Annotated in this window: 26 protein-coding genes; 9 read left to right on the forward strand and 17 right to left on the reverse strand. The window is 71.6% G+C overall.

Annotated elements, in window-relative coordinates; translation table 11 throughout:
* Positions 1–122: 122 nt before the first annotated feature.
* From ACT01A_RS08820 to ACT01A_RS08835, 4 genes are all read right to left on the reverse strand, one after another.
* Entirely contained in the window at positions 123–1,859 is a 1,737-nt protein-coding gene (locus ACT01A_RS08820) for a 4Fe-4S dicluster domain-containing protein (protein ID WP_445151870.1), read from the reverse strand.
* Between the two features lie 4 nt (positions 1,860–1,863).
* On the reverse strand, positions 1,864–2,835 hold the full coding sequence (locus ACT01A_RS08825; protein WP_445151871.1) for an electron transfer flavoprotein subunit alpha/FixB family protein: 972 nt from the start codon (positions 2,833–2,835) through the stop codon (positions 1,864–1,866).
* 15 nt (positions 2,836–2,850) lie between these two features.
* On the reverse strand, positions 2,851–3,645 hold the full coding sequence (locus tag ACT01A_RS08830) for an electron transfer flavoprotein subunit beta/FixA family protein (RefSeq protein ID WP_445151872.1): 795 nt from the start codon (positions 3,643–3,645) through the stop codon (positions 2,851–2,853).
* A 123-nt stretch (positions 3,646–3,768) separates the two neighbouring features.
* A complete protein-coding gene (locus ACT01A_RS08835) occupies positions 3,769–4,197 on the reverse strand; it encodes a cobalamin B12-binding domain-containing protein (RefSeq protein ID WP_445151873.1) in 429 nt (142 codons plus the stop codon).
* A gap of 107 nt (positions 4,198–4,304) precedes the next feature.
* Between ACT01A_RS08835 and ACT01A_RS08840 the strand changes: the two genes are divergently transcribed.
* Positions 4,305–4,547 (forward strand): hypothetical protein, encoded by a 243-nt coding sequence (locus ACT01A_RS08840; protein WP_445151874.1) that lies wholly within the window; start codon positions 4,305–4,307, stop codon positions 4,545–4,547.
* A 28-nt stretch (positions 4,548–4,575) separates the two neighbouring features.
* Here the strand turns inward: ACT01A_RS08840 and ACT01A_RS08845 are convergent, their stop codons facing one another.
* From ACT01A_RS08845 to ACT01A_RS08855, 3 genes are read right to left on the reverse strand one after another with little or no spacing between them, the layout of a single operon-like run.
* Entirely contained in the window at positions 4,576–4,902 is a 327-nt protein-coding gene (locus ACT01A_RS08845) for a cupredoxin domain-containing protein (protein ID WP_445151875.1), read from the reverse strand.
* 33 nt (positions 4,903–4,935) lie between these two features.
* Positions 4,936–6,594, reverse strand: coding sequence for an acyl-CoA mutase large subunit family protein (locus ACT01A_RS08850; protein ID WP_445151876.1), 1,659 nt, complete (start codon positions 6,592–6,594; stop codon positions 4,936–4,938).
* A 37-nt stretch (positions 6,595–6,631) separates the two neighbouring features.
* On the reverse strand, positions 6,632–7,135 hold the full coding sequence (locus ACT01A_RS08855; RefSeq protein WP_445151877.1) for a MarR family winged helix-turn-helix transcriptional regulator: 504 nt from the start codon (positions 7,133–7,135) through the stop codon (positions 6,632–6,634).
* Positions 7,136–7,159: 24 nt separating this feature from the next.
* On the opposite strand from ACT01A_RS08855, the gene ACT01A_RS08860 reads away from it, so the two are divergent.
* Positions 7,160–8,008, forward strand: a complete 849-nt coding sequence (locus ACT01A_RS08860) for a hypothetical protein (RefSeq protein ID WP_445151878.1) — start codon at positions 7,160–7,162, stop codon at positions 8,006–8,008.
* Here the strand turns inward: ACT01A_RS08860 and ACT01A_RS08865 are convergent.
* Together ACT01A_RS08865 and ACT01A_RS08870 are read right to left on the reverse strand one after the other, a co-directional pair.
* A complete protein-coding gene (locus ACT01A_RS08865) occupies positions 7,930–9,189 on the reverse strand; it encodes a potassium/proton antiporter (RefSeq protein ID WP_445151879.1) in 1,260 nt (419 codons plus the stop codon). The genes ACT01A_RS08860 and ACT01A_RS08865 overlap by 79 nt on opposite strands.
* A complete protein-coding gene (locus tag ACT01A_RS08870) occupies positions 9,189–9,365 on the reverse strand; it encodes a hypothetical protein (protein ID WP_445151880.1) in 177 nt (58 codons plus the stop codon). The genes ACT01A_RS08865 and ACT01A_RS08870 overlap by 1 nt, the downstream gene beginning before the upstream one ends.
* A gap of 87 nt (positions 9,366–9,452) precedes the next feature.
* Here ACT01A_RS08870 and ACT01A_RS08875 point away from each other — a divergent pair, with 87 nt between their 5' ends.
* Together ACT01A_RS08875 and ACT01A_RS08880 are read left to right on the forward strand one after the other, a co-directional pair.
* Positions 9,453–10,376, forward strand: a complete 924-nt coding sequence (locus ACT01A_RS08875; protein WP_445151881.1) for a histidine kinase — start codon at positions 9,453–9,455, stop codon at positions 10,374–10,376.
* Positions 10,376–11,032 (forward strand): response regulator, encoded by a 657-nt coding sequence (locus ACT01A_RS08880; RefSeq protein ID WP_445151882.1) that lies wholly within the window; start codon positions 10,376–10,378, stop codon positions 11,030–11,032. The genes ACT01A_RS08875 and ACT01A_RS08880 overlap by 1 nt, the downstream gene beginning before the upstream one ends.
* On the opposite strand, the gene ACT01A_RS08885 is transcribed toward ACT01A_RS08880, so the two are convergent.
* The 4 genes from ACT01A_RS08885 to ACT01A_RS08900 all read right to left on the reverse strand — a co-directional run bounded on the left by ACT01A_RS08885 (position 11,007) and on the right by ACT01A_RS08900 (position 16,297).
* Complete coding sequence (locus ACT01A_RS08885; RefSeq protein WP_445151883.1) at positions 11,007–12,620, reverse strand: alpha/beta fold hydrolase; 1,614 nt, start codon at positions 12,618–12,620, stop codon at positions 11,007–11,009. The two genes, ACT01A_RS08880 and ACT01A_RS08885, sit on opposite strands and share 26 nt — an antisense overlap.
* Before the next feature lie 521 nt (positions 12,621–13,141).
* On the reverse strand, positions 13,142–14,269 hold the full coding sequence (locus tag ACT01A_RS08890; protein ID WP_445151884.1) for an acyl-CoA dehydrogenase family protein: 1,128 nt from the start codon (positions 14,267–14,269) through the stop codon (positions 13,142–13,144).
* A gap of 49 nt (positions 14,270–14,318) precedes the next feature.
* The gene (locus ACT01A_RS08895) at positions 14,319–15,098 is read right to left on the reverse strand and encodes an HAD family hydrolase (RefSeq protein WP_445151885.1); all 780 of its coding nucleotides are present in this window, start codon (positions 15,096–15,098) and stop codon (positions 14,319–14,321) included.
* 17 nt (positions 15,099–15,115) lie between these two features.
* Positions 15,116–16,297: an acetyl-CoA C-acetyltransferase gene (locus tag ACT01A_RS08900; RefSeq protein ID WP_445151886.1), complete on the reverse strand. Its 1,182-nt coding sequence runs from the start codon at positions 16,295–16,297 to the stop codon at positions 15,116–15,118.
* Positions 16,298–16,371: 74 nt separating this feature from the next.
* Between ACT01A_RS08900 and ACT01A_RS08905 the strand changes: the two genes are divergently transcribed.
* Positions 16,372–17,841: a leucyl aminopeptidase family protein gene (locus ACT01A_RS08905; RefSeq protein WP_445151887.1), complete on the forward strand. Its 1,470-nt coding sequence runs from the start codon at positions 16,372–16,374 to the stop codon at positions 17,839–17,841.
* Positions 17,842–17,865: 24 nt separating this feature from the next.
* On the opposite strand, the gene ACT01A_RS08910 is transcribed toward ACT01A_RS08905, so the two are convergent.
* On the reverse strand, positions 17,866–19,632 hold the full coding sequence (locus ACT01A_RS08910) for an alkaline phosphatase (protein WP_445151888.1): 1,767 nt from the start codon (positions 19,630–19,632) through the stop codon (positions 17,866–17,868).
* An 80-nt stretch (positions 19,633–19,712) separates the two neighbouring features.
* Between ACT01A_RS08910 and ACT01A_RS08915 the strand changes: the two genes are divergently transcribed.
* Together ACT01A_RS08915 and ACT01A_RS08920 are read left to right on the forward strand one after the other, a co-directional pair.
* Positions 19,713–20,912 (forward strand): hypothetical protein, encoded by a 1,200-nt coding sequence (locus ACT01A_RS08915; protein ID WP_445151889.1) that lies wholly within the window; start codon positions 19,713–19,715, stop codon positions 20,910–20,912.
* A 15-nt stretch (positions 20,913–20,927) separates the two neighbouring features.
* Entirely contained in the window at positions 20,928–21,767 is an 840-nt protein-coding gene (locus ACT01A_RS08920) for an ornithine cyclodeaminase family protein (RefSeq protein ID WP_445151890.1), read from the forward strand.
* Here ACT01A_RS08920 and meaB read toward each other — a convergent pair.
* A complete protein-coding gene (meaB, locus tag ACT01A_RS08925; protein ID WP_445151891.1) occupies positions 21,744–22,724 on the reverse strand; it encodes a methylmalonyl Co-A mutase-associated GTPase MeaB in 981 nt (326 codons plus the stop codon). The two genes, ACT01A_RS08920 and meaB, sit on opposite strands and share 24 nt — an antisense overlap.
* A 32-nt stretch (positions 22,725–22,756) precedes the next feature.
* Positions 22,757–23,314 carry a TetR/AcrR family transcriptional regulator gene (locus ACT01A_RS08930; RefSeq protein WP_445151892.1) on the reverse strand — a complete coding sequence of 186 codons (558 nt, stop codon included), beginning with the start codon at positions 23,312–23,314 and terminating at the stop codon, positions 22,757–22,759.
* 60 nt (positions 23,315–23,374) lie between these two features.
* Between ACT01A_RS08930 and ACT01A_RS08935 the strand changes: the two genes are divergently transcribed.
* The gene (locus ACT01A_RS08935; RefSeq protein WP_445151893.1) at positions 23,375–24,067 is read left to right on the forward strand and encodes an MBL fold metallo-hydrolase; all 693 of its coding nucleotides are present in this window, start codon (positions 23,375–23,377) and stop codon (positions 24,065–24,067) included.
* A gap of 61 nt (positions 24,068–24,128) precedes the next feature.
* Entirely contained in the window at positions 24,129–24,818 is a 690-nt protein-coding gene (locus ACT01A_RS08940; protein ID WP_445151894.1) for an acyltransferase, read from the forward strand.
* On the opposite strand, the gene ACT01A_RS08945 is transcribed toward ACT01A_RS08940, so the two are convergent.
* The gene (locus ACT01A_RS08945; RefSeq protein ID WP_445151895.1) at positions 24,815–25,219 is read right to left on the reverse strand and encodes a hypothetical protein; all 405 of its coding nucleotides are present in this window, start codon (positions 25,217–25,219) and stop codon (positions 24,815–24,817) included. The genes ACT01A_RS08940 and ACT01A_RS08945 overlap by 4 nt on opposite strands.
* Positions 25,220–25,223 lie beyond the last annotated feature (4 nt).

Genomic DNA, 25,223 nt, shown 5'->3' on the forward strand with positions numbered 1-25,223 from the left:
GTTGCGCAGACATCGCACAACGAGAAGGGGCGCCCTTTCAGGCGCCCCTCTCCGCTGCTTGCGGGTTTTGCCCTCTGGGCAAACACCCGCGACCGAAGCTCGCCCTCTGGGCGAGTCTTCGGCTACGTCTGCTGGTACAGCGGCCCGTCGCCGCCCTCGGGCGTCGTCAGGCGACCGCCCTTGGCCGTGATCGCGCCGCACTGCACGCAGTTGGTGTAGTTGACGATCACGTCGACGTTGCCGTGCTCCGGCGCGTCCTCCGGGATCTCGTACACGCCGGCCGGGCACATCCAGCGCCACGTCTCCGCGACCTCGCGCGGGACGTTCTTCTTGACGCGGATGTGGTTCGGCGCATCATCGCGGGTCGCGTTGCCCGTGATGAACACCGAGGACAGCTTGTCGAACGTGTACTTGCCGTCCGGCTTGGGGTAGCCGTCCTTCGTGTTGCCGATGAACATCGGCTTCTTGTCCTGCTTGTGCCACGCCAGCTTGCCGGGCGGGAACTTGCCCTTGGTGACGATCGCCGCGTTGACCAGCGGACCGCCGCGCAGGAAGCCCTTCTGGAACGGCTGGCGCGTGTTGCGGACCTGGTAGAGCTCCTTGCCGATCGACGACTCCTCGACGGCGTCCTCGTAGGACTCCAGGGAGGTGTTGCCGTTCTTGAGGGCGTTGTAGATCGCCTCGCCGGCCAGGATGCCCGACTTGATGCAGTGGTGGACGCCCTTCAGCGCCACCGTGTCGACCATGCCCGCCGAGTCGCCGACCAGCAGCGCGCCCGGCATCGTCAGTTTGGGCATCGACCAGTAGCCGCCGCCCGGCAGCGCCTTGGCGCCCCAGCCGACGCGCTCGCCGCCCTCGAGGATCTTGCGCACGAGCGGGTGCAGCTTGAACTGCTGCAGCAGGTCGTGAACCGACGTGGTCGCGTCGGCGTAGTCGAGGTCGACGACGAAGCCGATCGAGACCAGGTCGTCCCCGGTCTTCTCGTCCTTCATCGGGTAGATCCAGGTGCCGCCGATCTGGCCGTACTTGGCCGAGATCTTGACCGGCCACGGGCCGATCGTGTGGATCAGGCGATCCAGCGGCTTGGCGACCTTCCAGATCTCCTTGACCCCGAGCTCCCAGGTCTGCGGCTCAGCGCCGGCAGCCAGGTCGAACTCGCGGATCGCGGGACCGGTGAGGTGACCCCAGCAGCCTTCGGCCAGCACCGTGAACTGCGCGGTGATGTCCGTGCCGGGCTCGAAGTTGCCCAGCGGCTCGCCGTCCTTGCCACGGCCCTTGTCGCCGGAGCGGACGCCGCGGACGCGGCCGTCCTCGACGAGCAGCTGCGTCGCCGCGGTCTCGGTCAGGACGTAGGCCCCGCCCTCCTCCGCGAGCCGCTGCTGGAACCGGGCCAGCGCCGACACCGAGATGACCTCGTTGCCGTGGTTCTTAAACGGCGGCGGCGGCGGGATCCGGATCGCGAGCTTGGAGGTCGGCGTCATGTAGACGGCCTCCTTGTGGACCTCGCCGTACGCCCACCCCTCCTTGCGCCAGTCCTCGCGCGAGTACTCGGGGTACAGCTCCTCCAGCGGCCCCGGCCGAACGACCGCGCCGGACAGGTTGTGCCCGCCGCAGACCTTGGCCTTCTCGATGACCGCTACGGGGACCTCGCCCAGACGCTCCATCGTCTCCGGATCGTCCGCGAGGAGCTGCAGGAGCCGGTTGGCCGTGGCGAGGCCCGCCGTGCCGCCGCCAACGATGGCGACGCCGACGTCGATGCGCTCGTCCTCGGGATCCAGCTCCCGCTTGATGAACTCCTTCTGGGTGTCGACCGGCGGCGGGTACGCCGCCGGTGCCACCTTGCCGTTGCGGCCGGCCATGGTCCTAGCCCTTGCGGGCCTTCACCGCCTCGGTCAGCTTCGGGAGGATCTTGTTCAGGTCGCCGACGATGCCGAGATCCGAGAACTCGAAGATCGGGGCGTTGGCGTCCTTGTTGATGGCCACGATGTTCTCCGAGGCCTGCATGCCCACCTTGTGCTGGATCGCGCCGGAGATGCCCGCCGCGAGGTACAGCTTCGGCGCGACGGTCTTGCCCGTCTGGCCGATCTGCGCCGCGTAGGGGTACCAGCCGGCGTCGACCACCGCGCGCGTGGCGGCGACGGCGGAGTTGCCGCCGAAGGCCTTCGCGAGGTCGGCGCAGAGCTCGAAGCCCTCGGCCTTGCCGAGGCCACGGCCACCGGCGACGAGGATGTTCGCGCCCTCGATGTCGACGTCGGCGCCGCGCTGCTCACCGCGCGTGACGATCGTCGCCTGCTGCGCCTGCGGCGACAGCTCGACCGAGATGTTCTCGACCGGCGCGTCGCTGCCGGTCTCCTTGATCTCGAACGCGTTCAGGCGGGCGATGATGATGCCCTTGCCCTTGTAGCGGGAGGTGGAGATCGACGAGTCGCCGAGGATCGGGCGCTCGGCGACGAGCTTGCCGCCGTCGACGTTGACGCCTGTGACCTCCATGGTCACGCCGGCGTTGATGCGCGCGGCCAAACCAGCGCCGATCTCGAAGCCCAGGAGGCCGCCGCCGAAGACGGCGTACTCGTAGCCGCCGTTGTCGAACAGCTTGCCCAGGACGCCGATGACCGGGCCCGCGAGGCCCTCGGGGCCCTCAGCCTTGATGACCTTCTTGGCGCCGTACTTACCGAGCGTGGCGGCCAGCTCGTCGCTGATGCCCTCGCCGATGACGACCGCGTGGGCCTCGCCGCCCAGCTCGCCCGCGAGGCGCGAGGCCTCGGAGACGGCGCCGAGCGAGTTCTTGTTGAAGGCGCCCTCGTAGTGGAGCGCGTAGACCAGGATGTTGCTCATCGCTGTCAGTCCTCTCTAAGCCAGGAGCTTGCGCTCGTCGAGCCAGGCCACGATCTTGGCCACGGTGTCATCCGTGTCCTCGTCTTCGATGATCGTGCCGGCGGACTTCGACGGCGGAGCCTTGAAGTCGCCGCACTGCACGTTGGAGCCCTCGGCGCCGACCTTGCCGGCGTCGATGTCCGCGTCGCCGGCCGAGACCGTCTCGAGCGGCTTCTTCTTGGCGCCCATGATCGCCTTCAGCGACGGGTAGCGCGGCTCGTTGATCGCGTCGCCGACCGAGATGACGGCGGGCAGCGTGACCTTGACGGTGTCGTAGCCGTACTCGGCCTGGCGCTCGCAGGTGAGCTCCGTGCCGGCGATGTCGAGCTTGATGACCTGGGTCAGCGACGGCTGACCGAGGTACTCGGCCACGACGGCGCCGATCGTGTAGCACTCGCCGTCGTCGCTCTGCTGACCCAGCAGGACGAGGTCGGGGTTCTCACGCTTCAGGACCTGGGCGAGCGCGTAGCCGGTGGCGGCCACGTCGGAGCCCGCGAGGGCCGCGTCGCTCAGGTGCACGGAGCGGTCGGCGCCCAGCGAGACGGCCTTGTGCAACGCGCGCACGGCGGACTCGGGGCCCATGGTGACGGCCACGATCTCCTCGACCGGGACGGCGCCACCCTCCTTGATCTGCATCGCAGCCTCGATGGCATGCGTGTCATACGGGTTGAGGTTCTTCTCCCCGGAGCGGTCCAGGCGACCGGTGCTCGGGTCGATGCGCTTCTGGACGGCGGCGTCCGGGACTTCCTTGACCAACACGGCGATCTTCACGGTGTCAGGGCCTCCTCTGGCGAACGGTCATTCGGGATGGTACCTGCTTCGTTGACTGACGAGTCAATCGGGCGCAGAGACCACAAGAATCCTGCGCTTCTCACGGCCGGTCCGGCGTCCGTTCTAGACGCCCTGCCGAGGCGAGGCCTCGACGGCGGACCGGATGAAGTCGATGATGGCCTGCGTCGGCGCCCCGGGCGTGAACACCTCGGAGACGCCCAGGTCCTTGAGCGGCTGGATGTCGTCGCTGGGGATCGTCCCGCCGACGGTGATCAGCACGTCGTCGATGCCCTGCTCCTTGAGCAGCTCGACGATGCGGGGCACGAGCGTCATGTGCGCGCCCGAGAGGATCGACAGCCCGACGGCGTCGGCGTCCTCTTGGATCACGGTCTCCACGATCTGCTCCGGCGTCTGGTGCAGGCCGGTGTAGATGACCTCCATGCCTGCGTCACGCAGGGCACGGGCGATGATCTTGGCTCCGCGGTCGTGCCCGTCGAGTCCGGGCTTGGCGACGACGACGCGGATCTTGCGCTGTGTGGGAGTCGCAGACATGAGTGGCTCCTTCCGGCCGAGATGGGAACAGCGCCCGGTCCGGAGGCGCGCGGATCGTAGCGTCCGGGGCCGGTCTCGCGCATCGACGTCTGGATAGGCTGCCCGCGATGGCGGAGATCAAGGTCGGCGACGTGGTGCTCGCGCGGGGCGCGACCGGGCAGTTCCACGCCGTCGTGACCGCGATCCGCCTCGGGCGGCTGGGCATCGAGCGCTGCGACGGGCGCCCGTCGGGGCCCTTGTCCGCGCGCGACGTGGTGACGGTCTTCAAGCCGGCGGGCGGACCGGGCGCGGAGCCGCCGCGGGTGCAGCGGCTCCGGCCCAGCGCGCAGCTGAAGCTGGATCTCGAGTAGGACCCGGTCCCCGCCCGCCCCGCGCGCGCTACTTGACCTTGACGGTCATCTTCATGCCGGGCGCGTGGATCGTGCAGACGATCGAGTAGGTGCCCTTCTTCGTCAGCTTCTTGGAGAAGCTGCCGGAGGTCTGGACCTTCGACTTGAACTTGGCCGGGCCCTTGGTCACGGAGACGTCGTGGGGCGCCTCGCCCTTCCAGACCCACTTGACGGTCGTGCCCTTCTTGACCGTGATCGAGCTGGCGACGAACTTGTTGTCCTTGACCTGGACGGTCTTGGTGGCGGCCAGGGCGGGAACCGCCAGGGCGCCTGCGGCGATCGCGGCGACGGCGGCGCCGACGAGGGGCTTCTTCATGGGACGAGGCTTCTCCTGGAGAGCGGTTGGGACCTAGAACACCGGCGTCTCGGTGTACGACCCGAAGACGGCCTGCAACGCCTTGATGATCTCACCTTCGGTGGCGTGAACCCGCGCCGCGTCCAGGAGATGCGGCATGAGGTTCTCCTCAGGACGCGCGGCGGCGTCCTTCAGGGCGCTCAGCGCGGCCTCCACAGCGGTGCCGTCGCGGCGCCCGCGGACGGCGGCGACGCGGTCGACCTGCTTGCGCTCCAGCGCCGGGTCGATGCGCAGGATCGGCGTCTGGGCGTCGTCGCCCTCCGTGTAGCGGTTGACGCCGACGACGACGCGGTCGCCGTGGTCGATGCGGCCCTGGAGCTCATAGGACGCGTCGGCGATCTCGCGCTGGCAGAAGTTCTGCTTGACGGCCTCGACCATCCCGCCGAGCTCGTCGATGCGGCGGAAGTAGTCGTAGGCCGCGGCCTCCATCTCGTCGGTCAGCGACTCGACGAAGTAGGAGCCGCCGAGCGGATCGATGGTGGAGGTGACGCCGGTCTCGTGGGCGATGATCTGCTGCGTGCGCAGCGCGATCCGCACGGCCTCCTCGGTCGGCAGCGCGAGCGCCTCGTCGTAGGAGTTGGTGTGCAGCGACTGCGTCCCGCCCAGGACGCCGGCCAGCGCCTCGATCGCCGTGCGCGTGATGTTGTTGAGCGGCTGCTGGGCGGTCAGCGACACGCCCGCGGTCTGCGTGTGGAAGCGCATCAGCCACGACTTGGGGTTCTTGGCCCCGTAGGTGTCGCGCAGCTCGCGCGCCCAGATCCGACGCGCCGCGCGGTACTTGGCGATCTCCTCGAAGAAGTCGATCTGCGCGTTGAAGAAGAACGACAACCTGGGTGCGAAGTCGTCGACGTCCAGGCCGCGGTCGATCGCCTGCTCAACGTAGGTGAGGCCGTCCTTGAGCGTGAAGGCCAGCTCCTGCTGGGCGGTCGAGCCGGCCTCGCGGATGTGATAGCCGGAGATCGAGACCGGGTGCCAGCGCGGCATGTTGTGCGTGCACCACTCGACCATGTCCCCCATCAACCGCATCGCGGGGTCAATCGGGAAGCACCACTCCTTCTGGGCGATGTACTCCTTGAGGATGTCGGCCTGGATCGTGCCCGCGAGGCGGTCCGCCGGGATGCCCTGGCGTTCGGCGGCGGCGACGTAGAAGGCCATCATGATCGCGGCAGGCGCGTTGATGGTCATCGAGACCGAGACCTCGCCGAGGTCGATGCCGGCGAACAGGTCCTCCATGTCGTCCAGCGTGTCGACGGCGACGCCCTCGCGCCCGACCTCGCCCAGCGACATGGGGTGGTCGGAGTCGTGGCCCATCAGCGACGGCATGTCGAACGCCGTGCTCAGCCCCGTCTGCCCGTGGTTGAGCAGGTAGTGGAAGCGCTCGTTGGTCTCCTCGGCGGTGCCGAAGCCCGCGAACTGGCGCATCGTCCACAGGCGGCCGCGGTACATCGACGGGTAGACGCCGCGCGTGAAGGGGAACGCGCCGGGCAGGCCGATGTGGTCGGGCGCGTCGTTGACGTCGGCCGCCGTGTAGAGCGGCTTGATCTCCTCGCCGGAGAGCGTGATGAACTCCGCGTCGCGCTCGGGCGTTGCGCCGTAGACGGCCAGCCACTCCTCGTGGGTGGTCGGGACCGTGGGGCTCTGCTGCGTGGCCATTTAGGAGGATTTCCTCATATCTCGTGGGACCACCATGTTAGGCGACGAAATCGCCCGCGTCGAGGCGCAGGGTGCGCAGGGTGGTCGTCAGCCCTTCCTGCTCGTCGGCGCCCAGCGCGCCGAGGCCGAACTCCGCGTCGTTGAGGTCCTGGGTCGCGGCTCGCGCGACGGCGCGGCCGCGGTCGGTGATCTGCGCGAGCGTCGCGCGGCCATCGCGCTCGGACGGGATCCGGCGCACGAAGCCGTCGTCGTCCAGCGCGGCGACGATCGAGGACGCCGACGTGCGGTGGACCTGGAGGCGCTCGCCGAGCTTGCCGATCGGCAGCTCGCCGTTCTTGGTGTAGGACAACAGCACGAGCGCCTCGAAGCGCGGGAACGTCAGCCCGTGCGGCTTGAGCAGCTCGTTGAGGCGCGCCAGCAGGATCTGCTGGGCGCGCATGATCGAGGTGACCGCGGCCATCGAGGCGGTCGGCTCCTGGCCCCAGCGGTCGGCCCAGTGGCGGCGCGCCTCGGCGACGGGATCGATGCGCAGCGGCGCCATTGCCAAGAAGCGTAGTGTCGGCGCGTGACGACGATCCCGGGCGGACTGGTCGACGCGCACTGCCACCTGACGGTCGACTTCGGCGCGGGCGGCGGGATCGCCGGGTCGCGGGCGGCGGCGCGCGCCGCGGGCGTGCTGGCCTGCCGGGACGCGGGCTCGCGATCGGGGATCGTTGTCGAAGAGCTGGACGCCGGGCGCGAGGTGGCGGCCGGGAAGTTCCTCGCACCCGTGGGCGGTCACCTGAAGCACCTGCTCGATCCGACGCCGCCCGCGGCGCTGTTGGAGGAGGTCGCCGCGCAGGTGACGCGCGGCGTCCCGTGGATCAAGCTGATGGCCGACTTCCCGGGGCCTGATCGCAACTGGTTCGCGCCGGTCGTCAACTACGACATGGGGTTGGTCGCCGAGGTGGTGGCGGTCACGCACGCCGGCGAGGCGCGGGCGATGGCGCACGTGTCCGGGCCGATCGTCGGCGACCTGGTGACGGCGGGCGTGGACTCGATCGAGCACGGGCCGATGGCCGACGAGCGGGTGGTCGAGGCGATGGCGGCGCGCGGCACGATCTGGGTGCCGACGGTCGGGACGATCGAGCGGCACACCGGCCCGTTGGAGGCGTGGCGCCGCACGCTGCCGCTGGCGGTCGCGCTCGGCGTGCCGGTGCTCGTCGGCTCCGACGAGCTCGGTCCGGCGGGTGTGGCGGCGGAGGCCGCGGCGCTGGTGCGCCTGGGCGGGCTCTCCGCCGCCGACGTGCTGCACGCGGCGACGGAGGGCGCCCGTTCGGCGCTGCGCCTGCCGGTTCAGGACGGCGACGCGGTCACGGTCGACGGCGATCCGCGCGAGGACGTCACGTCCTTGGGTCGCTTGGTCTCACGCTGAGGTCGTTCCTCGCCGGTCACGCTCAGGCGCCGCGCGAGCGCCTCGAACGTCGTCCCCTGCACGACCGTCGAGACGAGCACCGCGAAGAACGCGATCGCAAACAGCTCCCGCGCGTGCGGCACGCCCTCAAGGACCGGGAACGTCGCCAGCACGATCGGGACCGCGCCGCGCAACCCGGCCCAGCCGAGCACCGCGCGCTCGCGCACGTCAAAGCCCTGACCGGTCGTGGCGATGAACACCGCCAACGGCCGCGCGACGACCGCGGCGAGCACCGCGAGGATCGTGCCCTCGAGCGCCACGGAGCCGAGCGCGTCCGGGAAGACGAGCAGGCCGAGCGTCAAGAACATCGCCAACTGGGCGACCCAGGCGAGGCCGTCGTGGAAGGTCTCCATCGCCTCGCGCTCGGCCTTCGGCGCGCTGGCCAGCGCGAGGCCCGCGAGGTAGACCGCCAGGAAGCCGGAGCCGTGCAGCACGTCGCCGACGCCGAACGCCAGCGCGCCGGTCGCCATCGAGGCGACCGGGTAGAGGCCGGGCGTCGTCAGCGGCTTGCGGCGCATCAGCGCGGCGCTCGCGGCGCCGACCGCCAGGCCCGCGACCGCGCCGACCGACAGCTCGACCACGAAGGCCTGGGCCATGTCGACCAAGTTGTAGCCCTCGGTCGTGATCCACGTGGAGAAGCCGATCACCAGCAGGACCGCGACGGGGTCGTTGAGGCCGGCCTCGCCTTCCAGCGTGCGCGCGACGCGGCGGCGCAGCGTCGAGCCGCGCAGCACCGCGAAGATCGCCGCGCCGTCGGTGGCGGCGAGGATCGAGCCGAGCAGCAGGCCTTCGAGCAGGCTGAAGTGCAGCAGCCAGGAGGCGGCGAGGCCGGCGAAGACGGCGGTGAGGGTGGTGCCGATGAGCGCCATCGACAGCGCCGGCTTGAGGACCGGGCGGATCTCCGAGAAGCCTGCGGCCAGCCCGCCCTCGAAGAGGATCGCGGCCAGCGCGATGATGCCGATCGTCTTGGCGACCTCGTAGTTGTCGAAGTGCAGCCAGCCGAGGCCGTCGGAGCCGATCGCCATGCCGAGGCCGATGACGAGCACCAGCCCGGGCACGCGGATCCGATCGCCGACCTGGGAGACGGCGATGCCGCCGGCCAGCAGCGCGCCGACGATGAGCAGGAGCGTGCCGTCGGCCATTACGTGACGATCGCGGCGAGCGCCACGAGGACGGCGCCGCCGACGAACAGCGCGGTGAGCATGAACCAGCCCCGGCGCGCCTCGGCGCGCGCGGCGTCGGGATCGCGGAGCAGGCCGTCAGGGCCGCGGCGCGTATCGGGCTCGGCGGTGCTGCGAGGGGTGCGGATCTCGGTCATACCTCAATGCTCGGTGTGCGACGGCTTGCGGACCATGGGGAGCGCTCCCCATCACGGTCGCGCGCGCGAAGCGCCACCATGGACGGCATGACGTTGCTCCAGCGGGTGATCGCGGGGAACGCGCTCGTGGTCTTCGCGGGCGCGCTGGTGTTGGCGATCTCGCCGGCGACGGTGAGCGCGCGGGTCACCGCGGGCGAGGCGGTGTTGCTCGCGCTCGGCGTCGTCGTGGCGCTCGTGATCAACATCATCTTGATGCGACGCGCCCTGGCCCCGCTGCGATCGCTGGCGACGGAGATGGCGACGGCCGACCTGTTGGGACGAGCGGGGGCGGTCTCGGCCAAGGCGCCGCGCGAGGGCGCTGGCGAGGTCGCGACGCTGGCGCGCGCCTACGACGCGATGTTGTCGCGGTTGCAGGAGGAGCGGCGCGCGAGCGGGCGGCGGGCGATCGAGGCCCAGGAGGCCGAGCGCGCGCGGATCGGGCGCGAGCTGCACGACGAGGTTGGCCAGGCGCTCACCGGCGTCGCGCTGGAGCTGCAAGCGGGCGAGCTCGACTCGGCGCGCGAGGCGCTGCGGGCGGCGTCTGACGGCGTCCGCGAAGTCACGCGCGGGCTGCGGCCGGAGGCGCTGGAGGACTTCGGGCTGCGCGGTGCGCTGGTCTCGCTGGCGACGTCTTTCGCCGACCGCACCGGCGTGCGCGTGCACCGGCTGATCATGCCGAACATCCCGCCGCTGCCACCGGAGACCGAGTTGGTGGTCTATCGGGTGGTGCAGGAGGCGCTGACCAACGTCGCGCGACACGCGGGCGCCGGGCAGGTGACGATCACGGTCGACGCGCAGCACGACGAGCTGCTGGTCCGGGTCGTCGACGATGGTTTCGGCCGCGAGGGCGCTCCCGAGGGGACCGGCATCCAGGGGATGCGCGAGCGTGCGCTGCTGATCGGCGCGCGGCTGACCGTGATGCGCGCGCCGCACGGCCACGGCACCGAGGTCGCGCTGACGGTGCGGTTCTGATGAGCGGCGTCCCGTTGAAGGCCGGCGTGCTGATCGCCGACGACCACGCGATGGTGCGGCGCGGGCTGCGCCATGTCATCGACGCGGCGCCCGACCTGCACGTCGTCGCCGAGGCGGGCGACGGGATCGAGGCGACCGAGCTGGGGCTGCGCGAGGACGTCGACCTCGCGGTGTTGGACGTCGCGATGCCGCGGCGGACCGGGCTGGCGGCGGCGCGCGAGCTCAGCGCGCGGCGGCCGGGCTTGAAGATCTTGATGTTGTCGATGCACGACGTCGACCAGTACTTCTTCGAGGCCTTGAACGCGGGCGCGGCGGGCTACGTGTTGAAGAGCGCCGCCGACCTCGACCTGCTGGAGGCCTGTCGCGCGGCGCTGCGCGGCGAGCCGTTCCTCTATCCCCCGGCCGTGCGGACGATCATCCGCGAGCACCTGGAGTCCGGCGAGTGGGACGGCGACGGCGAGGTCTTGACGCCGCGCGAGCGCGAGGTCGTCAAGTTGGTGGCAGAAGCGCACACGACCGAGCAGATCGCCGAGTTGTTGGTGATCTCGCCGCGGACGGTCGAGCGCCACCGGGAGAACATCCTCAACAAGCTCGGGATGCGTGACCGGGTGGAGCTGACGCGTTACGCGATCAGGCGGGGGTTGGTGGAGCCGTAGCCTGGTCGGCCGCCGCGGCGTGGTCCAGGACGCGCGGGATGACGGTGTCGGGGACCTCGAGCGTCGGGCTGTGGCCGACGCCTTCGAGACGCCAGAGCGTGGCGTTGGGCATCGCCATCGCGACCTGGTCGGCCCACGCGGGCGGCCGCGCGATGTCCTCGGTTCCGGAGACGACGAGCGTCGGCGCGGCGATGCGCGGCAGCAGGTCGATGACCGAGGCGCGGCGGATGACGCCGCGGATGGCGGGTGCGAGCGTCGGTGGCAGCGCGGCGATCTCGGCGCGCCAGCGCTGCACCTCGGCGGCGCGATCCGGGTCGGTGCGGGCGGTCTCGCCGTACATGATGGCCATGACCGTGTCGAGGATCTCGCCCTGGAAGCCGCTCTGTGCCACGGCGTTGGCGATCGGCTCGAAGGCGGCGAGGTTCTCGGGTGGCTCGGCCTGCGCGGAGGAGCCGAGCAGCGCGATCGAGGCGATCGCCTCGGGGCGGCGTGCGGCGACGCGCAGGGCGACGTCGCCGCCCATCGACTGCGCGACGAGGTGGACGCGATCGAGGTTCAGATCGTCGAGGAGCTGCTCAACGTCGTCGGCGCACTGGTCCATCGAGATGGCCTCGGCGTTGCCGCGGGCGGGCGCGCTGAGGCCCTGGCCGCGGAAATCGGGGACGACCACGCGGAAGCGGCCGCGGGCGGCGGCGGCGAGGCCGTCGAACATCGAGCCGTCGAGGAACAGCGAGTGCAGCGCGAGGATCACCGGCAGGTCCGGCTCGCCGGAGTCACGGACGTGGAGCGTGTCGAGCTGCGCGAGGTGCTCTTCGAGGACCGCGTTGACGGCCTCCGGGTTCTCAAGGGCATGGACATGACCGGTCTTGTCCATGGTGATCAGCTGCGCGTGCGGTACGCCGTCGGCGATCTGCTGGGACTTGTGCGGCGGGTAGGTGTGGTCCTCGGTCCCGGCGACGACGGTCAGCGGGATCTTGATGTCCTTGAGCTCGTCGCGGATGCCGGGGCGGTGCGCGATGTGCCAGGCGGCGTCGGCGTATTCGGGCGTGCGGCTTTGCAGCAGTGCGCGGACCTCTGCGAGGGTGTCGGCGCGCGAGGGATCGGTGAGCGTGGTGTCGCCCATCATGAAGTGCAGGACGCCGTCGAGGACCGGGGCCATGCCGTGCTCCTGGAGGGCGGCGATCAGCCCCTCCATCGCCTCGACTTGTTCTTCAACATCGGCCGATGTGCCCATCACGACCGCGCTGCGAATCAGGTCCGGCCGCCGCGCCGCGACCCGCAGCCCGATGAAGCCACCCATCGAGTTGCCGACGAACGTGACGTCGCGGAGTCCGAGCGCCTTGATCAGCGCCGCAGCGTCCTCGGCCTGCGTGTCCATGTCGAGGTTGGGGCGCGGATGGCGCTGCGACTCACCTTGCCCGCGGAGGTCGTAGCGGACGATGCGATAGCGGTCCGAAAGCTGCGCCGCCTGGGCGGCGAACATCCGGTGATCGAAGAACATCGACGGGCTGAAGAGGAGCGCGGGCGCATCCCGCGGACCCTCGTCGACGTAGTGGATCGTCGTGCCGTTGACCTCGATGGTGGACATGGCCGGCGAGCCTCTCACCGACTTGAAGCTGATGTCAAGTTCGGGCTTGGGGCGGCGCCGGGTGGTGCGGGCGCTGGCGGCGCTCGGTGCGCGGCGTGGGTGGTGGTGCGTCGCGTTGGAGAGGATCCGGCGAGGGAGTGAAGCCGGGTGGCGTGGCCGCCGCTGTCGGTCGTCCTCGGGCTGTCTCTCGGGCTCGGGGGAGCGTTCGGGGCCGAAGGATCGGTCCGGGTCGCGCTGACCGGAACTATTCCGGCTCACGCGACCCGCATCCCGAAAACAGCCCTCATGGAGCACCAACAGGGATCCGGGTCGAATAAGCGTCATATATCGATCATTAGACGACCCGGATCGACCCTTCGGCCCCGAACCGCCCTCCCGAGCCCAGCCACACGCCCGAGGACGACCAACAGCGGTCGCCACGCCACAACGCTCTCACTCCCTCGCCGGATCCTCTCCAACGCAACGCACAACCTTCAACGCCCCGAACTGAACGCCACAAACGCCAGCGCCACACCAGCGCCTCAGTCGCTCAGCCGCGCCGCCTCGCCCAGCAGCGCCCGGGCGATGACCAACCGTTGGATCTCGCTCGTGCCTTCGTAGATCTCGGTCACCTTCGCGTCGCGGTAATAGCGCTCGGCCGGGAAGTCTTTGGTGTAGCCGTAGCCGCCGAGGACCTGGATCGCCTCGCCGGTCCAGTGGCGCGCGACACGGGAGGCGAACAGCTTGGCCTGCGCCCCCTCGACCGTATGCGGCCGCCCCGCCTGCTTCAACCGGGCGGCGCGCCAGGTCAGGGCGCGGGCGGCCTCGATCTCGGTCTGCATGTCGGCGAGCTTCTGCTGGATGGCGCCGAAGCCGCCGATCGGACGGCCGAAGGCGTGGCGCTCCTTGGCGTAGGTCGTCGCCACGTCGAGCGCCGCCTGAGCGATGCCTACAGCTTGGGCGGCGATGCCGATGCGGCCGCCGTCGAGCGTCGCGAGCGCGATGCGCAGGCCGGCGCCGCGGCCGCCGAGCGGCTCGGCGGGCGTCTCCTCGAAGGCGAGGTCGGCGGTCGAGGAGGAGGCCAAGCCCATCTTCTCCTCCTCCCTCGTCACCCGGAAGCCCTGCGCGCCGCGGCGCACGATGAACGCGCTCGGCTTGTCCGGGTCCTTGGCGAACGCGACGAACGTGTGGGCGTGCGAGCCGTTGGTGATCCACTGCTTGGTGCCGGTCAACCGATCGTGATCGGCGCGCGTGCGCATCGCGCCGGCGTCGGACCCGCTGCCGCTCTCGGTCAGCGCGAACGCCGCGATCTCGTGGCCCTGGGCCAGCGGCGGCACAAGGCGTTGCACTTGCTCGGGCGTCCCGTTGGCGAGGATCGGCAGCGTGCCGGCGCTCGTGTGGACCGCGACGGTCACGCCGACGCCCGCGTCCGCGCGGGACAGCTCCTCCAAGACCAAGATGTAGGACAGGAAGTCCGCGCCTGCGCCGCCGTGCTCGGCGGGCACGCAGGTGCCCATCAACCCCAACTCGCCCAGCGCACCGAAGACGTCCTTTGGGAACGTGTGCCCGCGGTCCCACGCCGCGGCGTGCGGCGCGATCTCCTCGTCGGCGAAGCGCTTGGCCAGGTCGCGGATCTCGCGCTGCTCGTCGTACAACTCGTAGTAGCTCATCGAACGTGCCTCACGATTGGCACGGCCACAGCGACTGCAACGTTCGACCTCATCGCTTCGCTCCCCCTCCCACGCGCTTGCGTGCCGACGCGCCCGCGGCACCCAACAGCGTCGCCCCTGCCAGCCCGCCGAGCATCTTCAGCCTTCCGCCGAGCCGGTCGAAGCGCAGGATCTCCCAGCCCTCCTCGCGCGCCACGCGCATCAGCGGGCCATCCGGGTTGACCGCAACCGGGTGGCCGACCGCGCGCAGCATCGGCAGGTCGGACTCGCTGTCGGAGTAGGCATAGGACTCGTTCAGGTCGAAGCCGCGCTCCTCGGCGAGGCGGCGGATCACAGTCGGCTTGCCCTCGCGGTAGGCGAACGGGCCGGCCAACCGCCCGGTGTAGTTGCCCTCGGCGTCCTCCTCCAGCGGCGTGCCGAGGCCGCCGTCGAAGCCGAGCACGTGGGCGATCATCGACGCGGTGTCCTGCGTGGCCGCGGTGACGATGTACACCGGCCGCCCCGCGTCCTGGTGGGCCCACGCGATCTCCAGCATCTGCGGGTACAACCGCGGCAGCACGCCGGCCAGCACCTGCGGGCCAAGCCGCTGGAAGTCGCGCGCCGCGCGGCCTTCGAGCATCGCGCCGACCCGCACCATCACCTTGTCGGTCGACGCGTCGGTCGACCCGCGCAGGCGGAACTTCACGTTCTCCCACGCGTCGAGCGCGAGCCGCCGGCGGGAGATCATGCCCGCCCGCGCGGCGGCTCGTGCCCAGAAGAACCCGGAGGAACCGGACATCAGGGTCCGGTCCAGATCGAAGAACGCGGCTGAGGAGGAGACGGCGGTCACCTCCCTCAGCCTATGCCTCAGCCCGCGACCTTCAGGATCAGCGCGTCGCCCTGCCCGCCGCCCGAGCAGATCGCCGCGACGCCGTAGCCGCCGCCGCGACGGCGCAGCTCGTGGACGAGCACGCCGAGGATGCGGGCGCCCGAGGCGCCGATCGGATGGCCGAGGGCGACGGCGCCGCCGTTGACGTTGACGCGGTCCTCCTCGATGCCGAGCTCGCGGATCGACTGCAGCGTCACGGAGGCGAAGGCCTCGTTGATCTCCCACAGGTCGATGTCGCCGGGCTGGAGGCCAGCCTTGTCCAGCGCCTTCTTCGCGGCGCCCGCGGGCGTCGTGGCGAGGTAGGCGAAGTCGTTGGCGAACTGCGCGTGGCCGACGATCTCAGCGAGCACCGACTTGCCGTTGGCGGCCGCCCACTCGTCGGAGGCGAGCACGAGCGCGCCGCCGCCGTCGTTGACGCCCGGCGCGTTGCCAGCCGTGTGCGAGCCCTCCTTGGACGTCAGGCCCGGCAGCTTGGCCAGCGCCTCCAGCGAGGAGCCGCGGCGCGGGCCCTCGTCGGTCTCGACGACCGTGTCGCCCTTGCGGCCCTTGACGGTCACCGAGACGATCTCGTCGGCCATGCGGCCGTCGTCGATCGCGGCCAGCGCCAGCTCGTGCGAGCGCAGCGCCCAGCGGTCGAGGTCCGGGCGGGTGAGCTCGAGCTCGTCGCCGACCTCGGTCGCCTCGACGAACATCTGCTTGCCGGAGAACGGATTGGTGAGGCCGTCGTGGACCATCGCGTCGAGCGCCTTGGCGTCGCCCATGCGGTAGCCGAAGCGGGCCTGCGGCAGCAGGTACGGAGCCTGCGACATCGACTCCATGCCGCCGCCAACGCCGACCTCGACGTCCCCGGCGCGGATCGCCTGGTCGAGGATGACCGTGGCGCGCAGGCCGCTCGCGCAGACCTTGTTGACGGTCTCCGACGAGACCTCCTTCGGGATCCCGGCCTTGATCTGCGCCTGGCGCGACGGGATCTGGCCCTGGCCGGCCTGGAGGACCTGGCCCATGACGACGTGGTCGACCTGCTCGGGGTCAACGGACGCGCGCTCCAGCGCCGCGGTGATCGCGGTCGCGCCGAGCTCGGTCGCATCGAGGGTCGACAGGCCGCCGCCGAGCTTCCCGATCGGGGTGCGCGCGGCGCCGAGGATGACGGTCTTGGGCATCAGGTTCTCTCTCGCTCTGAAGGTCGTGGTCGGGACGACTGGATCGGGAACGGTAACGAGTACGGTCCGTGCCTATGCGCGTGACCGCCACCACCGAGGCCGCGGCGTCGACCGCGGCCGACACGATCGTCGTCGGCCTGGTCGAGGGCGAGGGTGTCCCGCACGACGTCGAAGACGGCGCATTGCAGGCGCTTGTGGACGCGGGCGAGGCGAAGGCCAGGCCGCGCGCGCTGGCGGTCACGCACGCTGCCGGCAAGCGCTGGATCCTGGTCGGGCTCGGGTCGCGGGAGAAGCTCGACGCCGAGGGGATCCGGCTGGCAGCGGGCGTCGCGCACGGGCGCGCGAAGGAGCTCGGGGCCAAGACGCTGTGCTGGGAGCTGCCGCACAAGGCCAAGGAGCACGACCCGGCGCGGGCGGTCGTGGAGGGCACGCTGATGGCGGCCTACGCGTTCACGGCGTTCAAGTCCAAGGGCGACGACGCGAGCGGCGGGATCGAGGAGCTCGTGATCTCCGACCACCACGACCACGCCGACGCGGTCGCCCGCGCGGTCGTCGTGACCGAGGCCGTCAACGCCGCGCGCGACCTGCAGAACACGCCGGCCAACGCGATGACGCCGACGGCGCTCGGCGAGCGCGCGCAGGCGGTCGCGGCCGCGCACCCGGAGACGCTGAGCGTCGAGGTCGTCGGCCGCGAGGAGATCGTCGCCCGCGGCATGGGCGCCTTCGCCGCGGTCGCCCAGGGCACCGACGAGGAGCCCGCGCTGATCACGCTGCGCTACGAGCCGGCGGGCGGCGCGGTCGCCGACAGCGTCCCCGTCCTCGGCTTCGTCGGCAAGGGCGTCACCTTCGACTCCGGCGGGATCTCGATCAAGCCCGGCGGCGGCATGGCGGACATGAAGTACGACATGACCGGCGGCGCGGCGGTGGTCGAGGCGCTCGGCGCGATCGCGGCGCTCGGGCTGCCTGTGCGCGTCATCGGCGTCGTCGGCGCGACCGAGAACCTCCTCGGCCCGCGCGCGATGAAGCCCGGCGACGTCTTCACGAGCGCCGCCGGCCTCACCGTCCAGGTCGACAACACCGACGCCGAGGGCCGCCTCGTCCTCGCCGACTGCCTGCACCACGCACGCGAGCAGGGCGCCGAGCGGCTGATCGACGTGGCGACGCTGACCGGCGCGATCATGTCGGCGCTCGGCCGCGTCTACTCGGGCTTCTGGGCCGACGACGAGGCGTGGGCGGCCGACGTCGCGGGCGCCGCGGCCGAGGCCGGCGAGCTGATCTGGCGGATGCCGCTGCACGAGCGCTACGCCGAGTTGGTGAAGGGGTCGACCGCCGACGTCGCCAACCTCTCCCCTCCGCGCACCGGCGCATCCTCGACGGCCGCCGAGTTCCTGCACCGCTTCACCGGCGGCGTGCCATGGGCGCACCTGGACATCTGCGGGACCGCGTGGGACTCGGGCCGCGCCTACGCGCCCAAGGGCGGCACGGGCGTCATGGTCCGCACGCTCGTGGCGCTGGCCGAGCGGGTCAGCCGCGACAGCGACTGACCCGCCCGACAGCAACACCTACATCTACTTCGCCAGCTTCAGCGACGCCGACTTGGTGGCGCTGCCACCAGCGCCCGACGCGCTGACCGTGATCTTCACGGTGCCCTTCTTGGCCTTCGACGCACCCAGCGTCGCGGAGCCGCCCTTCGACGACAGCGACTTGGTCGCCAGCGTCTTGGTCCCCTGCTTGAGCGTGACCTTGACGGTCTTGGCGTCGACCGCCGCGACCGAAACCGCGACGCCGGACTTGCGCGTCGCGCCCGACCGGACCGCCAACGCGATCCGCGGCTTGCCGACCGGCGCGGGCTTGACCACCGTCGTCGTCGGACCCGGCACCGTCTGGGTGACCGTCGTCGTCGTGGACGGCGCCGTCTGCGCGACCTTCGCCCCGCGCAGCAGGTCGAACAGGTCGGTGTGGTCGTTGGTGCCCAGGACCGCCGAGGCCTGCGGGCCGATCGCCCAGACCGGGACGACGGAGCCGGTGTGCTGCTGGCTGAGCGTCGACGGGTCGGCGACCGGGGACTGGCCCGCCCGGTAGCCGACGGTGCCGTAGGTCAGCGACAGCGTCTGGCCGTCCTTGGTGAGGACGTTGGACGAATAGCCCGTCGGCAGGCCCGTCGTGGCGCTGGAGTCCGCGTCCTCGGCCACGATCTGGCTCGTGTGCGAGTGGTCGGCGGTGACGACGACCAGCGTGTCGGGGTGCGAGGCCTGGTAGTCGAGCGCGACGCCGAGCGCCCGGTCCATCTCCAGCGTCTCGCCGATCTGCCCGCAGGCGTCGGCCGCGTGGTCGCGCTTGTCGATCGACGCGCCCTCGACCTGCAGGAAGAAGCCCTTGCCGTCGTCGAGCAGGTTGATGGCCTTGGTCGTCATGGCGGTCAGCGACGGCTCGTTGGCCGGGCGCGCGCCCTCGGTGCAGGCGACGGGCGTGTTGCCCTTGCCCAGCTGCGCGGCCGGACCCGTCCACTCCTGGGACATCGTGCCGCTCTTGAAGAGGCCGAGCACCGGCTTGCTCTTGTCGGTGAGGCCCGTCAGCCCGTTGGCGTCGGTGACGTACTGATAGCCCTTGCCCTGCGCGGACTGCACGACGGTCTTGCCCGCGTCGGGGCCGCCGGTGATCGGCTGCTCGAAGCGCGAGCGACCGCCGCCGAGGATGACGTCGAGCTTGTGGTCGACCTCCTGCTCGGCGATCGAGCCCGGCCCGCCCGCGGCCTTGGTCTCGGTCGCGCACGAGGCCGTCGTGTCGGTCGGGCCCTGGCAGCCGCGCAGCGAGATGTGCGAGGCCTGGACGGCCGGGGTCGCGTCGGTGATCTCGGCGGTCGAGACGTTGCCGACGCGCTTGCCGGCCGCCTGCCACTCCTCCATGACCGTCTTGTAGTTCTCGCCCGGCGTGCTGATCGAGGGGCTCGGGCCCTGGGAGATGCGCTCGTCGAGCGTCTTGCGGCCCGTGGCCCACTCCGTGCCGGTGGACGCGGAGTCCGGGGCGTAGTCGGGCGTGTACGGCGCGCTGGCCGCGGGCTTGACCGACCAGGTGGTGTCGAAGCCGGTGAACTTCAGGCGGTCGAAGTTGAGGCGGTTGGTCGCGCCGTTGTAGTAGCGCGCGGCGGTCACCTCCTGCGTCCCCATGCCGTCGCCGATGAACAGGATCACGTTCTTCGGCTTGGACCCGTCCAGCGCGGCGCGTGTGTCGTTGGTGGGATTGTCGGTGCCGCCGACGGCGAAGGACGCGCCTACGCCGAGGACCACGACGGCGCCCAGGCCGCCGAGGGCGACCGGAAGTCGAGAGAGAGTCATAGGCGTTGCATCCCAGTACGGGGCGTCGCCGATGGGGTGAACGGGTGGTGAAGTGTCCGCTGACGTAGGGTCCGTGGCCGATGCTGCCGGGGTCGATCCGACGGGCGTTGCCCCTGTGGGTGGCGTTGGTGGTCGTGTACGGGATCGCGTTCGCGATCGCCGGCGGTGGCACGAGCGCGCCCGAGGCGCACCGGTTGCTGACGGCCGAGTCGCTGGTGTCCGACGGCAACGTGGACCTGCGTGACGAGTACGCGACGGGCGCGTGGCGGTCGTTCTATGACGGGCCGGCGCTGCGCCCGGCGGCGGCGCCGACGGACGGGCGCCTGGTCGAGCCGGTCGGGTTGGGCTTCACCTTGGTCATCGCGCCGGCCTACGCGATCGGCGGCGAGATCGCGGTGCGCCTGTGGCTGGCGATGCTCGCGGCGCTGGGGATCTGCTTGGCGGCGGCGCTGGCGCGCCAGCTGGTTCCCGAACCGTGGGCGACGCGGGCGGCGCTGGTCGTGGGGCTGTCGCCGCCGATGGTGGGCGCGGCGACAGCGATCGCGCCGGGCGCGGTCGGCGCGACGGTCCTGGCGGGCGCGACGCTGCTGGCGCTGCGGGTGCGCGAGGAGCCGCGACGGAGCTACGCGTTCTGGGGCGCCGCGCTGGTGGCGGCGCTGCCGTGGCTGGCGACCGAGCTGCTCGCGCCGGGCGCGGTGGTCGCGGTCGCGCTGGCGCGGTGGCTGCGACGGCGCCAGCGCGGGCTGGCCGGGTTCATCGCGCTGGAGGTCGTGCTGTGCAGCGCGGTCGTCTACATCACGATCTCCGACCGGCTGTTCGGCGGGTTGACGCCGCACGACGTCGCCCGCGAGGGCGCGACCGGCGCGTCGGGTCTGGCCGAGCACTTCGAGCGGGCGCCGCGCCTGGCGACCGCGTGGGTCGGCGAGCAGGGGTTGTTGCTGTGGACGCCGTTCGTGGCGCTGGCGGGCGTGGCGTTGTGGCGGCTGTGGCGGTCGCGGCGCGAGCGGCTGTCGGTCGCGGTCTACGACCAAGTCGATGTGGAAGTGGCCGCGATGTTCTACGCGTTGATCGTGATCGCCGTGTGGCTGACCGCGGCCTTCGCGGCGCCGTCGCTGGGCGGCGGCGGGCGCGCGTGGGCGGACGCGCGGCACATGGTGCCGGCGCTGGTGCCGCTGGCCGCCCTGAGCGCGTGGGGCTGGCGCTTTGCGCCACGGGCCGGCACCGCGCTGGCGGCGGTGACGGTGGCCGCGACGGTCGCGGTCGTCGCGGCGCACGCGTAGCCCATGATGTCTCCGATGCCCGGCCCGCTGCCGTACCTCTCCGCCGACGACCTCTCCTCTCTGGCCGCCGTCGACGCGCTGGAGCGGGCGCTTCTTGGTGGTCTTGACGTGGACGCCGACCCGCCGCGCACGTCGCTGCCGGTCGGCGACGGCGAGCTGCTGGTGATGCCGTCGTCGCTGAGCGCGGTCAAGTTGGTGTCGATCGGCGGCGACCCGCGGATCCAGGGCGTCTGCGTGGTCTTCGATCCGAACACGCTGGCGCCGGTCGCGCTCGTGGACGGGATCTCGCTGACCAACGTCCGCACGGCGGCGGTGAGCGCGCTGGCGGTGCGGTGGCTGGCGGTGCCGGGCGCGCGGCGGGCCTTGATCTTCGGCCGCGGACCGCAGGGCGCGGCGCACGCGTTGGCGCTGCGGGCGGTAGCGCCGACGCTGGAGGTTGTTGATGTGGTCGGTCGTGAGGGCGGCGCCGCGGCGCGCGACGCGATCGAGTCCTATGACCTGATCTGCTGCTGCACGACGTCGCGCGAGCCGCTCTTCGACGGCGCGCGCGTGGCGGACGAGGCGACGGTCGTGGCGATCGGCTCCCACGAGCCGGACGCGCGCGAGGTCGACGGCGCGCTGGCGGGCCGCGCCACGGTCGTGGTCGAGTCGCGGGCGACCGCACTGCGCGAGGCGGGCGACGTGATCCTGGCGGTCGGCGAGGGCGCGCTGCGCGAGGACGCGCTCGTGGAGCTGGCAGACGTCGTACGCGGCGACGTCGCCGTTGACCGCGCGGCAGGACCGGTGTTCTTCAAGTCCACCGGGATGGCTTGGGAGGACGCGGTCGTCGCGTCAGCCGTCGTCGCCGGGGCGTGACGCCGCTGCGGCGTCGAGGCGCTCGAGGATCCGCGAGGCCGCTGTCGCCGGGTCGAGCTGGCGGGCGACGACCTCTTCCAACAGCTCGGCGAAGACCGTGTCGGCGTCGAGCTGCTCTTCGAGGCGGCGGCGCAGCCGGTGGGTGCAGATCGCGACGACCTCGGAACGGAGGTTGCGGCGGCGGCGCTCGGAGAGCGTCCCTTCCTCCTCGATGAAGGCGCGGTGCTCGTCGAGCTTGGCGACCAGCTCGGCCACGCCCTCGCCCTTGTGGGCCTGGGTCTTGATGATCGGGACGCGCCAGCCGCGCTGCGGCGCGAGGCTGAGAACGCCGCGGATCTCGCGGACCATCGTGTCGGTCAGCGGGTGGTCGGCCTTGTTGACGACGATGATGTCCGGGATCTCCATCACGCCGGCCTTCAGCGCCTGGATCGAGTCGCCGGAGCCGGGCATCAGCACCAGCACGATCGTGTCGGCGTGGTCGATGATGTCGACCTCGGCCTGGCCGACGCCGACCGTCTCCAGCAGCACGTCGTCCTTGCCGGCGGCGTCCATCAGCAGCGCGGCTTGAAGCGCCGCCTCGCTGAGGCCGCCCAGCGCGCCGCGGTTGGCCATCGAGCGGATGAAGACGCCGGGGTCGAGGAAGTGGTCGGTCAGGCGGATGCGGTCGCCGAGCAGCGCGCCCTGGGTGAAGGGCGAGGACGGGTCGATCGAGAGAACTGCGACCTCGTGCTCCTGCTCGCGGCGCAGCTTGGTCAGCGCGCCGATCAACGTCGACTTGCCCGCGCCGGGCGCGCCGGTCAGGCCGACGATCGACGCCTTGCCGGTGTGCGGGTAGACCTCGCGGACCAGGTCCCAGCCGGCCGGGTCGTCGGACTCCACGAGCGTGATCGCACGCGCCAGGGCGCGCTTGTCGCCGTCGAGGAGGCGCTGGGCAAGGGATGTCTGGGCCTGCGACATGTGGCGGCGGATTGTGCCGGACTCGGCGCGCGTCAGCCTTTTGGCGCGGGGATGAGCTGTTGGGCGATGTGCCGTGCCAGCTTGCGCTCGTCGCCGATCAGGCCGGGCGCGTCGCGGCCCAGCAGCGCGCGGCCGATGTAGGCGGAGTAGGCCAGGAGTGCTTGGCGGTGGGCGGTGGCGGGCGTGAGGCCGACGTCGCGGAAGGCGCGTTCGAGGAACGCGACGCGCAGCTCGGCGGCGCGCGTGACGGCGGTCTGGACGACGGGTTCTTGTACTCCTTCGAGCATCTTGAGGAAGATGCTCGGAGGCTTGGAGGAGGCGGCGCCGAGGATGGCGCTCAGGCGCTGGTGGGGGTCGTCGATCGTGGCGGCGGCGTCGAGCACCGCGTCGACGTGGAGGCGCTCCCAGCGCGCGACGGCGGCGGCCAGCAGCGCCTGGCGGTTCTTGTAGTGCCAGTAGAACGAGCCCTTGGTCACGCCGAGCGCGCGGGCGAGCGGCTCGACGGCGACCGCGGCGGCGCCGCCCTGCTCGAAGGCCTCCAGCGCGGCCTGCGCCCAGCGCTCGGCGTCGAGTGAACGGTCCGGCGTCATGCCTTGACCATACGCCACCGTATTGACAGACCCAACGCCATACGGCACCGTATGGACATCATGATCGACGTCGCTCCCGGCCTGAAGGCCATCCCCAGTCGCCCGGCGTGGGCGTTCAACGTGTACGTGGTGGGCGGCGTGGTGGTGGATGCCGCGACCCGGCACGCCGCGCGGCGCTTGCTGCGCGCGCTGGACGGCGTGGAGGTGCGCGCCCACGCGGTGACCCACGGCCACTTCGACCACCAGGGATCGAGCGCGGCGCTGGTCGCAGCGCTAGGCGTGCCGTTCTGGGCGCCGGCAGGCGAGGCGGCGGCGCTGGCGTCCGGGAACGTCATGCCGCTGGGACCGGCGAACGTCGTGACGCGGCTGCAGGACCGGTTCTGGGCGGGCCCGGCGGTGCCGGTGGCGCGCGAGCTGCGCGAGGGCGACGAGCTGGACGCCGGCTTCGTGGTCCTGGAGACGCCCGGCCACTCGCCCGGGCACCTGTCCTTCTGGCGCGAGGAGGACCGGGCGCTGGTCGCGGGCGACGTCCTGTTCGGGCGCCATCCGGTGAGCGGGCGGCCGGGGCTGCACCAGCCGCCGGAACGCTTCACGATCGATCCGGCCGCCAATCGCCGCGCGATCCGCAGGCTCGCGGACCTGCGGCCGTCGGTCGTCGTGTTCGGCCACGGCCGGCCGTGGCGCGACCCGGACGCGCTGGCGCGGTTCGCTGACGCGCTGCCGCAGGACCAGGCGGTGGCGGCGGCGGGCTAGGAGGCGCCGGCCCCTCGCGCTGACGGCCCGATCGCGCGGCCGAGCGATACGCTGCCTCGCTGTGGAACCGGTGCTGTCCCCGCCCGCGATCGCGTCGTCGCCCGCGCCGCCGATCCACCTGCGCGGCGATCCGCCGCCCTTGTCCGGCGGGCCGATCGCGCTGCTGCGATTCGCGCGGCGCAACGGGATGCTGAACTGGAAGTACGCGAGGCTGGTCGCGCGGCTGGGGTACTGGAAGCTGCGGCTGGGGCGACGGCTCAAGCTCGACGGTCTGGCGTTCATCTGCCCGGGCGTGAAGCTCGAGATCGGCCGCGGCGCGACGCTTCGCCTCGGTCGCTGGTCGTGGCTCGGACACGGCTGCAAGGTGCGCGTGCACGAGGGCGAATGCTCGATCGGCGCCAAGACCGTGCTCGGGCAGGAGTGCACGATCTCCGCGTTTCAGAACGTGTCGATCGGCCGCGAGTGCATCCTCGCCGACCGCGTGATGTTGATCGACTTCGACCACGGCGTCGTCGAGGTCGAGCGGCCGATCCGCGCGCAGGGGATCTACAAGCGCGACGTGCGCGTCGGGCACAACGTCTGGGTCGGCTACGGCGCGTGCTTCCTGCGCGGCGCGACGGTCGGGGACAACTGCGTGATCGGCACCAACGCCGTGATTACCAAGGACGTGCCAGCGGACGCGGTCGTCGCAGGCGCGCCTGCGCGGGTGCTGCGGATGCGCGAGACGCCGCAGTCGCTGCGCTGGGGCTAGCGGCCCAGGGCGTCGCTGAGCAGGCGCGCCACGAGCGCCAGCTCGTCGAGGTCCTCGTCGACCAACTCCCAGCGCCGAGCGGTCGCGACCTCCTCGCCCGCCGTGCGCCGTAGCGCGGCGCGATCCTCGCGCAGCAGCGAGAGCAACACGTCCCGCCGGCCGCCGAGCCAGCGCCGAATCGCCGGGTCGCCGACATCGATGACGCCGTCATGGGCCGCCTCGAAGATCCGGGCGATCACCTGCGTCTCAGCGACGACCTCGCGTACGCACGTCGCCGTGTGCTCCTCGGGGGCGCCGAGCCGCGCGGCGAGCATCAGGCGCTCCCCCGCCGGCTCCAGGGCATGGACGGCCAGCGACGCGAGAGTTCGCCGCTCGTCCTCGGCGAGGGCAATGGGCTGCATTGCG

It is taken from the genome of Baekduia sp. Peel2402 (genome assembly GCF_052567285.1).